The following is an 8,863-nucleotide window of genomic DNA, read 5'->3' as shown; positions in this document are numbered from 1 at the left end:
GGACGGCCGGATCAGCCGGACGCCGCGCTCGGTGAGGTAGTGGTCGAGTTCGCGGGAGACGTAGCCTTTGTCGGCCATGATCAGCAGTCCGGGGTCCTCGGCGAGCAGGTGCGGGCGCAGGCCCCAGAACCAGCGGGAGTGCGAGCGGCAGAAGCCGTACTTGGCCCAGCCGGCCAGGTCCGAGCGCTTCACAGTGGGCAGGGACCGGCCACACTCCACCGGGGTCGAGTCGACGATCCAGGTGGCGTCGGCCCACAGGTCGGTGTCCGCCGCCAACCAGCGCATCACCTCCTTGACCAGTGGCAACGCGGCACACAGGCGACGGTTGTAGCCGGACTGGCCGGGCAAGTACCGGAACGCCGGGCATCCGGGCGGGCAGGAACCGCAACCAGCGCGCCTCGGAGGTGAACCCCAGCAACGCCTGAGCCACGGCCAGGGTGACCAACTCGGCGTCGGTCCGCTTCGGTGGCCGGCCAGCCGACGCCGGCCCGCCAAGCGGTCGTGTTCAGGTCTGTCGTCACGAACGGATCTTGAACACCCTTCGTCCGTCTCCAGACACCACCCAGACTTCCGCATTACTCGTCTAGGCCGGATCGATCACGCGGCTGCGGATGTGCTCGTAGACCACGCTCGTTCACACGTCGGCCACTTCCTTGCGCTGCGTGAGGCGGTCGATGACGAACGCGTACAGGGCGTCGTTGTCCGGCACCGCCACGTGCACGAGGAAGTCCTCGCCGCCGGAGACCACGAACACGCCCAGCGTCTCGGGCAGCAGGGTCACCCATTCCCGGAAGGCATCGATGACCGGCCGGGACGGCGGGCGCACCCGGACGGCGATGAGCGCCTGCACCGGGCGGCCGATCTTGGCCAGGTCGAGGTCGACGTTGTAGCCGCGGATCACCCCGCGCTCGCGCAGCGCACGGACGCGCTCCAGCGACGTGGACGGCGAGACGCCGGTCGCGGCGGCCAGCTCCCGGTTGGTCCGCCGTCCGTCGCGCTGCAGTTCCCGCAGCAACGCCTGATCAAGTTCGTCCAAGCGGGCCAAAACGGGCCTCCCGTCGAATTAAGTTCGGACTTGCTGGCTGACTCGCACATCTTTGCCTAGCTTGTGCGCTCGTGACCACAGATCCTCAGGTTGAAGTTCAGCTCGACGCCACCACCCGCACCGCGAAGGTCAAGTGGGTGATAGTCGCCGACCCGTCGCTCGGGCCGGGTCTCGTCGCGAACGCCACCGCGTGCCTCGGCGCCGCGGTCGGCAAGGTCCTGCCCGACCTGGTCGGCCCGCAGGTCGAGGACGCCTCCGCCCGCCCGCACGCCGGGCTGCCGTGGACCGGCTGCTCGATCCTGGCCGCCGACGCGGCGAAGCTGCTGCAGATCCGCACGAAGGCCGCCAACCGGGAGGGCGTCTTCGTCGCCGACATGTCCAAGCACGCGCAGGCCAGCCGGTCCTACGTGGAGTACACCGAGGCCATGGCGGGTACCGACGAGGAGGCCTTCGAGTACTACGCCGTGAGCCTGGTGGGGCCGCGGAACAAGATCGACAAACTGGTCGGCGGACTCCCACTGCTGCGCTGAGGCGGGAAGCTCTAGGCTCACTGCGACAAAACGGAAAGACTTCAGCAGGGGGTCAGCGTGTCGGCAAGTGGCGGAACGAAGGCGATCGTCGCGGCATTGATCGCCAACGCCGGGATCGCCGCGGCGAAGTTCGTCGGGTTCCTGATCACGGGGTCGTCGTCCATGCTCGCCGAGTCGGTGCACTCGGTCGCCGACACGTCCAACCAGGGTCTTCTCCTGCTCGGCCAGCGCCAGGCGCGGCGGCGGGCCACCCGGGAGCACCCGTTCGGCTTCGGCCGGGAGCGGTACTTCTGGTCGTTCGTGGTCGCGTTGATGCTGTTCACGCTCGGCTCGGTGTTCGCGCTCTACGAGGGCATCCACAAGATCGAGCACCCGGAGCCGCTGACCAGCCCGCTGGTCGCGGTCGGCATCCTGGTCGTCGCGATCGGCCTGGAGACCTACTCGTTCATGACCGCGATCAAGGAGTCGCGCAAGATCAAGGGCGACGCGACCTGGTGGCAGTTCATCCGCCAGTCGCGCACGCCGGAGCTGCCGGTCGTGCTGCTGGAGGACACCGGCGCGCTGCTCGGCCTGATCTTCGCGTTGATCGGCGTCGGGCTGTCCGAGGTGACCGGCGAGCCGGTGTGGGACGGCATCGGCACCGTGATGATCGGTGTCCTGCTCGGCATCATCGCGATCATCCTCATCGTCGAGATGAAGAGCCTGCTGATCGGCGAGGGCGCCACCGACCGCGAACTGGACAGCATCTGCGAGGCCCTGACCGGCGGCCGCGTCGACCGCGTCATCCACATCCGCACCCAGTACCTCGGCCCGGACGAGCTGCTGGTCGCCGCGAAGCTCGCGCTCGCCCCGCGCCTGGAGCTGTCCGAAGTGGCGGGCGAGATCGACGCGGCCGAGGCCAGGGTGCGCGAGCGGGTGCCGTCCGCGCGGCTGATCTACCTGGAGCCGGACCTGGACCGCCAGCTCGTCTGACCTCCGATTCGCTCGCCTCACCCGTTCGCGTTAGGGTGACCAACCGGACCTGAGACCCAGGACACCGGGAGGAGACACCCTTGCCAGGTAACGGGCTGTGGCGCACGAAGTCGATCGAGCAGTCCATTAAGGACACCGACGAGCCGGACACCAGGTTGCGGCGCAACCTGTCCGCGTGGGACCTGACGGTGTTCGGGGTCGCGGTCGTGATCGGCGCCGGTATCTTCACGCTGACCGCGCGCACGGCGGGCGACTACGCCGGACCGTCGGTGTCGCTGGCGTTCGTGTTCGCCGCGATCGCGTGCGGTCTCGCCGCGCTGTGCTACGCCGAGTTCGCCTCGACGGTGCCGGTCGCCGGGAGCGCGTACACGTTCTCGTACGCGACGTTCGGCGAGTTCATGGCCTGGATCATCGGCTGGGACCTGGTGCTCGAGCTCGCCGTCGGTGCCGCCGCGGTGTCCAAGGGCTGGTCGGTGTACCTGGAGACGGTGCTCGGCTACATCTTCGGCGACGGCGCGAAGACGACGTTCGACATCGGCGGCGTCACGGTCGACTGGGGTGCGCTGATCCTGGTGCTCGCGCTGGCCCTGGTGCTGACGATCGGCACCAAGCTGTCCTCCCGGGTGTCCATGGTGATCACCGCGATCAAGGTCGGCATCGTGCTGTTCGTGATCGTGCTCGGCCTGTTCTACGTCAAGGGCGCCAACTACTCGCCCTACATCCCGCCGGGCGCCCCTGCGGCCAGCGGTGAGTCGGGCGTCGACCAGTCGCTGTTCTCGGTCATCGCGGGCGGGGCGAGCAGCTCGTTCGGCCTGTTCGGTCTGCTGGCCGGAGCCTCGCTGGTGTTCTTCGCGTTCATCGGGTTCGACATCGTGGCCACCACCGCGGAGGAGACGAAGAACCCGCAGCGCTCGGTGCCGCGCGGCATCTTCGGCTCGCTGGCGATCGTCACCGTGCTGTACGTGGCCGTGTCGCTGGTGGTCGTCGGCATGGTGCCCTACACCGACCTGGCCACCGACGCGGGCGACGGCAGCCACAAGACGCTGGCGACCGCGTTCGCCGCGAACGGCGTCAACTGGGCGGCGAATGTCATCTCGATCGGCGCGCTGGCCGGTCTGACCACCGTGGTGATGGTGCTGATGCTCGGCCAGGTCCGGGTGCTGTACGCGATGTCGCGCGACGGCCTGCTGCCGCGCTCGCTGGCCCGCACGAGCGAGCGGGGCACCCCGGCGCGCGCGACCATGCTGGTCGGCCTGCTGGTCGCGGTGGCGGCCACGTTCTTCCCGGCGGACAAGCTGGAGGAGATGGTCAACGTCGGCACGCTGTTCGCGTTCGTGCTGGTGTCGGCCGGCGTGCTGGTGCTGCGCCGCACGCGTCCGGACCTGCCGCGCGCGTTCCGGGTGCCGTGGGTGCCGGTGGTGCCGATCCTCGCGATCCTGGCGTGCCTGTGGCTGATGCTGAACCTGACGGTGCTGACCTGGCTGCGGTTCCTGGCCTGGATGGCGCTGGGCGTGGTCATCTACTTCGCCTACAGCCGCCGCCACTCCCTGCTCGGCAAGCGCGGCGCGACCGAGTCGCCGATGCCGGTGGAAGGCGCCGATCCGACGAAACCCTGAGTCAGCAAGGAAAAGGCCCCCTCGCCGAGGGGCCTTTTCGTTCGCTCAGCGAGCCATGTTCAGGTGGAACCGGGGGAGGTCGGGGAACAGGGGGACCTGCTCGGCCTCTCCGCGAGCCGGTTCGCCCGGTGTCTCCAGGCCGGCGGCGATGGCCACCGCCTGGTCCCACTCCGGGTCCACCAGGTAGTCCGCGTGGCCGAGCACGCCGGCCGCCCAGCGGCGTGCGCCGGAGGGCGGGTGCACCGGGTCGGGCAGCCAGTGGTCCCCGCCGAGGACGAGCGCGCCGGTCGCGCCCGCGGCGGCCGGCGGCAGGGCACCCCAGCCGCCGTCCGGCAGGTAGCCCTCGCCGGTGAGCTTGTCGCCGTCGACCTGGTGCCGCCAAGTGGTCACGCCGCCGCCGAAGATGTCCGTGCCGCGCGCCAGTCCGCGCCACCGCCCGTCCAGCGATCCGTACAGCGTGGCGAGCGCGGCGTGCGGCAGCACCGCCGGGAACGCTCGCTGGTACCCCCACTGCAGCGGTGACCCGGCGCTGAGCAGACCCACGCGCTCCCGGTCCGCCGGGGACACGCTGTGCACGAGCCGCGCGGCCGCGATCACCGCCAGCACGCTGCCCAGCTTCTCCCCGCCCAGCACCACGCGTGTGTTCGGCTCGGCCAGGTGCTCCTTCGCACGGGCGGCGAGGTCCGGCACCACCTTCAGCGCGTAGCACGGCGGGATCGCCGGGTGCGCCGCCCGCGGCCAGAAGCACACGAGGTCCGCCAGCGCGCCCAGGTGTCGGTTGCGCCCCGGCTTCGTGGCCGCGGTGTAGACCACCCGCAGCAGCCCGACGGCCAGCACGCCCAAGCCGAACACCCCGGCCGCGGACAGCGGGTCGAGCCAGCCGGGGAACGCGCCGAAGCCGTACCAGGCGACCAGCAACGCGGCCGCGCCGAGCGACAGGCCCGCGATCACGCCGAGCGCGAGGTGGTGCAGGTGCCGCCGTTCCCAGGCCGACCGTGCCCACGCGGCAGCCGCGGACTGCTCGTCCGCCGGAGACTGCAGCATCCGCACGATTCCGGGAATCCCGCGCGACCGCCGCCGCAGCGGCACGGCCACCGCGAAGCCGAGCACGCCCAGCACGATCGCCAGCACCAGACCGCCGCCCCACAGGGCGGTCACCAGGCGGTAGCTGTCCGGCAGCCGCAGGTCGCCAGCGCCGGCCAGCCGCCGCAGCCCCGTCGCCAGCCCCGCGCCGAACCCGCCGCCGAGCAGCGCCGCGAGCGCCAGCGCCGGCGCGGCCGCCCAGCCGCCTGCCCACGGCCGCAGCCGCTTCGGCAGCTCACGCCACGTCCGCCGCGCCAGCAGCGCCGCCGGGACCAGCAGCAACGCGAACACCAGCCACGCGCCGAGCAGCGCCGCGCCGACGCCTTCCACGGTCGCGTCCGATCCGGTGGGCACGGCGCCGCGCACCCCGACCGCGACGAGCAGCGCCACCGCCACCCACAGCAGCCCGCCGCGCCCCCACCGCGGCAGGTCCCGCACTCCGGAGGCCGACGTGACGAGTGCGACCCCGGTGAGGACCAGCGACGCGGCCCACAGCAGCCGCCCGAAAACGTCGCCGGGCACGTGCAGCGGTCCGCCGACGGCGAGCAGCGCGACGGTGCTCAGCGCCGCGAGGGTGTGCACGGAGCGCAGCACGGGCGAATCGGTGTCGCCGCGCAGCACGTCACCGGGCAGCGTGTCGCCGGGCGGCGGCGGGGTGTGCGCCCGGACGGTCCAGTTCGTGCCGGACACCCGGTACAGCACGAGCACCACCAGCGCGGCCGGCAGCAGCCCCGCCGTCAGGCGGACCTGCTCGACGTCGCGCAGCCAGTCCGGCAGCCAGGTCAGGCAGCGGCGGCCGGGCGCAAGGCACTGCGCGGCGAACAGGTCCAGCGTGATGACCGCGACCTGCGCGACGAGCAGCATCGTCAGCAGCAGCGCAGCGATCCGCAGCACGCCCCGGCACAGCCCGCCGAGCACGGCCGCCGCGCGGCTGCCGTCCGGCACCGGCGGCAGCATCCAGTGCGCCACGTTGGCCAGCGAGAACGGGAACAGCAGCGCCCACGCCGCTTTCGTGGCGCCCCCGGAGGTCATGCCGCTCCACAGGTAGCCCTCGAGCGTGCGGGGGACCGAGCGGCCGAGCGCCTGCAGCACCGGGCCGGGCGCGGGGCGCCGCAGCCGGTCCGACGGGCGGATCACCCGGCCCATACCGTCCCCGGCGACTTCCACCGTGCCGGCCGCGTCCAGCAGCTCTTCGCCGCTGGTGCCGGACAGGCCCGGCACGCGTAGTTCGACCACTCGGGTGTCGGGACCAGGAAGCGGCACGTCGGCTGTCTCCTTTTCCGGGTGTTCCGCGATGAACGGACAACGGTACTGTTCAGGTGGAGTCGATCGTTGGAGGAAATGCCGCTATGACCCCCGAAAGCGTTGCGAAGTGGCACGACACCCGCAACGGGGTGGAATTCGCCGTCGCGGATCTGGAGCTGGCCGAGTTCGGCCGCAAGGAGATCCGGCTGGCCGAGCACGAGATGCCGGGGCTGATGGCGCTGCGCCGTGAGTACGCGGAGGTGAACCCCCTGCGCGGTGCGCGGGTGTCGGGTTCGCTGCACATGACGGTGCAGACGGCGGTGCTGATCGAGACGCTGGTCTCGCTCGGCGCCGAAGTGCGCTGGGCGTCCTGCAACATCTTCTCCACGCAGGACCACGCGGCGGCCGCGGTCGTGGTGGGCCCGCACGGCACTCCGGAGGCGCCGCAGGGTGTGCCGGTGTTCGCCTGGAAGGGCGAGTCGCTGGAGGAGTACTGGTGGTGCACCGAGCGGATGCTGACCTGGGACGGCGAGGGTCCGAACATGATCCTCGACGACGGTGGCGACGCGACGCTGCTGGTGCACAAGGGCACCCAGTACGAGGCGGCCGGGGTGGTGCCGCAGCCCGACGACAACGACTCCGACGAGTGGAAGGTCGTGCTGGAGCTGCTGCGGGCGTCGCTCGCCGCGGACGGCCAGAAGTGGACCCGGATCGGCCAGGGCGTGCGCGGGGTGACCGAGGAGACCACCACCGGTGTGCTGCGGCTGTACCAGCTGGCGGCGGCGGGTGAGCTGCTGTTCCCGGCGATCAACGTCAACGACTCGGTGACCAAGTCGAAGTTCGACAACCGCTACGGCATCCGGCACTCGCTGATCGACGGCATCAACCGCGGCACGGACGTGCTGATCGGCGGCAAGGTCGCGGTGGTCTGCGGTTACGGCGACGTCGGCAAGGGCGCGGCGGAGTCGCTGTCCGGCCAGGGCGCGCGGGTGATCGTCACCGAGATCGACCCGATCTGCGCGCTGCAGGCGGCGATGGACGGCTACCAGGTCAAGACGCTGGAGTCGGCGCTGCCCGAGGCCGACATCGTGATCACCACGACCGGCAACAAGGACGTGGTGATGGCCGAGCACATGGCCCGGATGAAGCACCAGACGATCGTGGGCAACATCGGCCACTTCGACAACGAGATCGACATGGCCGGGCTCGCCCGCTACCCCGGTGTTCGCCGCATCAACATCAAGCCGCAGGTCGACGAGTGGGTCTTCCCGGACGGCCACAGCGTGCTGGTGCTGTCCGAGGGCCGGCTGCTGAACCTGGGCAACGCGACCGGGCACCCCAGCTTCGTGATGTCGAACTCCTTCTCCAACCAGGTGATCGCGCAGATCGAGCTGTTCACCAAGCACGAGGAGTACGACAAGGAGGTGTACCGCCTGCCGAAGAAGCTGGACGAGAAGGTGGCGCGCATCCACCTCCAGGCCCTCGGCGGCGAGCTGACCAAGCTGACGAAGGAGCAGGCCGAGTACATCGACGTCGACGTCGAGGGCCCGTTCAAGTCGGAGCACTACCGCTACTAACCGCACCCTGCCGCACTGGGGTGCTATCATGCGTTGCCGTCTGTGATAGCATCTCAGTATGCGGCAGATGATCACGCGTCTTGACGACGACTTGCACGCCAGGGTGAAGGCGAAAGCCGAGGCCGAGGGGCGCAGCGTCAACGAGTTCGTGACCGAAATCCTGAAGGCCGCGGTCGACCGGCCGGAGTCCCGCCGGGAACGCAAGCAGCGCCTGCTCGCCGACGGCAAGCTCGTCGCGTTCGCGCCCGACGGCCCGGTGCCCACCCGCGCGCAACTGGACGAGGCTCTCAGGGGTAGCGGGACCTCCGTCAGCGAGGCTCTCGACTGGACGCGGGGCGAGTGGTGACGGTCCTCTACGCCGACACGAGCGCGGTGGTCCGGGCGTTCCTCCCCGACGAGCCGGAGCACGAGCAGATGATCGAGTTGCTCCTCGACAACGAAGACCTGGTGCTCACGAGCGAGCTGACCAGGGTCGAGTTCGCCAGTGCGATGGCGACCGCGTGGAACAACGGCCGGATCCGCGACGCCAAGCTCGCGCTCGCGCGCTTCGACGCCGAAGCCGGTGGTGACGGCGCGTTGAGCCTCGTGCCGCTCGTGCCCCAGGTGATCATGCCGGCGGCGTACCGGCTGGTGTCCGACCACCACTCGCTCCGCACGCTCGACGCGATCCACCTGGCCGTCGCGCTGCACGACGCGGCTGGCCTGGCCGATGGGGAACCGGTCGTGATGGTCACCCGCGACCAGCGGCAGGCCGACGCCGCCAAGGCGCACGGCCTCGAAGTGCGCTGACCGCCG

Annotated in this window: 8 protein-coding genes and 1 pseudogene; 6 read left to right on the top strand and 3 right to left on the bottom strand. The window is 70.8% G+C overall.

Going from position 1 to position 8,863, the window contains the following annotated elements:
* Window positions 1–496, bottom strand: a pseudogene (locus L2C96_RS45525) (transposase family protein); the annotation flags it as partial.
* 138 nt (window positions 497–634) lie between these two features.
* Window positions 635–1,036: an Lrp/AsnC family transcriptional regulator gene (locus tag L2C96_RS37915; RefSeq protein WP_237339578.1), complete on the bottom strand. Its 402-nt coding sequence runs from the start codon at window positions 1,034–1,036 to the stop codon at window positions 635–637.
* An 80-nt stretch (window positions 1,037–1,116) separates the two neighbouring features.
* Between L2C96_RS37915 and L2C96_RS37910 the strand changes: the two genes are divergently transcribed.
* The 3 genes from L2C96_RS37910 (at window position 1,117) to L2C96_RS37900 (ending at window position 4,163) form a co-directional block, all read left to right on the top strand.
* Window positions 1,117–1,575, top strand: coding sequence for a DUF2000 domain-containing protein (locus L2C96_RS37910; RefSeq protein WP_020422275.1), 459 nt, complete (start codon window positions 1,117–1,119; stop codon window positions 1,573–1,575).
* A gap of 57 nt (window positions 1,576–1,632) precedes the next feature.
* Entirely contained in the window at window positions 1,633–2,547 is a 915-nt protein-coding gene (locus L2C96_RS37905; protein ID WP_027936491.1) for a cation diffusion facilitator family transporter, read from the top strand.
* An 80-nt stretch (window positions 2,548–2,627) separates the two neighbouring features.
* The gene (locus L2C96_RS37900; RefSeq protein ID WP_020422273.1) at window positions 2,628–4,163 is read left to right on the top strand and encodes an amino acid permease; all 1,536 of its coding nucleotides are present in this window, start codon (window positions 2,628–2,630) and stop codon (window positions 4,161–4,163) included.
* Between the two features lie 45 nt (window positions 4,164–4,208).
* Here L2C96_RS37900 and L2C96_RS37895 read toward each other — a convergent pair whose 3' ends face one another.
* Window positions 4,209–6,509 carry a hypothetical protein gene (locus L2C96_RS37895; RefSeq protein ID WP_237339577.1) on the bottom strand — a complete coding sequence of 767 codons (2,301 nt, stop codon included), beginning with the start codon at window positions 6,507–6,509 and terminating at the stop codon, window positions 4,209–4,211.
* An 86-nt stretch (window positions 6,510–6,595) separates the two neighbouring features.
* Between L2C96_RS37895 and ahcY the strand changes: the two genes are divergently transcribed.
* The 3 genes from ahcY (at window position 6,596) to L2C96_RS37880 (ending at window position 8,857) form a co-directional block, all read left to right on the top strand.
* Window positions 6,596–8,068, top strand: a complete 1,473-nt coding sequence (gene ahcY, locus L2C96_RS37890) for an adenosylhomocysteinase (RefSeq protein ID WP_237339576.1) — start codon at window positions 6,596–6,598, stop codon at window positions 8,066–8,068.
* A 67-nt stretch (window positions 8,069–8,135) separates the two neighbouring features.
* Window positions 8,136–8,414, top strand: coding sequence for a FitA-like ribbon-helix-helix domain-containing protein (locus L2C96_RS37885; protein WP_228685083.1), 279 nt, complete (start codon window positions 8,136–8,138; stop codon window positions 8,412–8,414).
* Window positions 8,411–8,857 (top strand): type II toxin-antitoxin system VapC family toxin, encoded by a 447-nt coding sequence (locus L2C96_RS37880; RefSeq protein ID WP_237339575.1) that lies wholly within the window; start codon window positions 8,411–8,413, stop codon window positions 8,855–8,857. The genes L2C96_RS37885 and L2C96_RS37880 overlap by 4 nt, the downstream gene beginning before the upstream one ends.
* The last annotated feature ends 6 nt before the right edge of the window (window positions 8,858–8,863 follow it).

The sequence above is a fragment of the Amycolatopsis tucumanensis genome (assembly GCF_021654135.1).
In the GTDB taxonomy this organism is placed as follows: domain Bacteria; phylum Actinomycetota; class Actinomycetes; order Mycobacteriales; family Pseudonocardiaceae; genus Amycolatopsis_E; species Amycolatopsis_E tucumanensis.
This window is presented reverse-complemented; position numbering and strand designations above follow the sequence as displayed.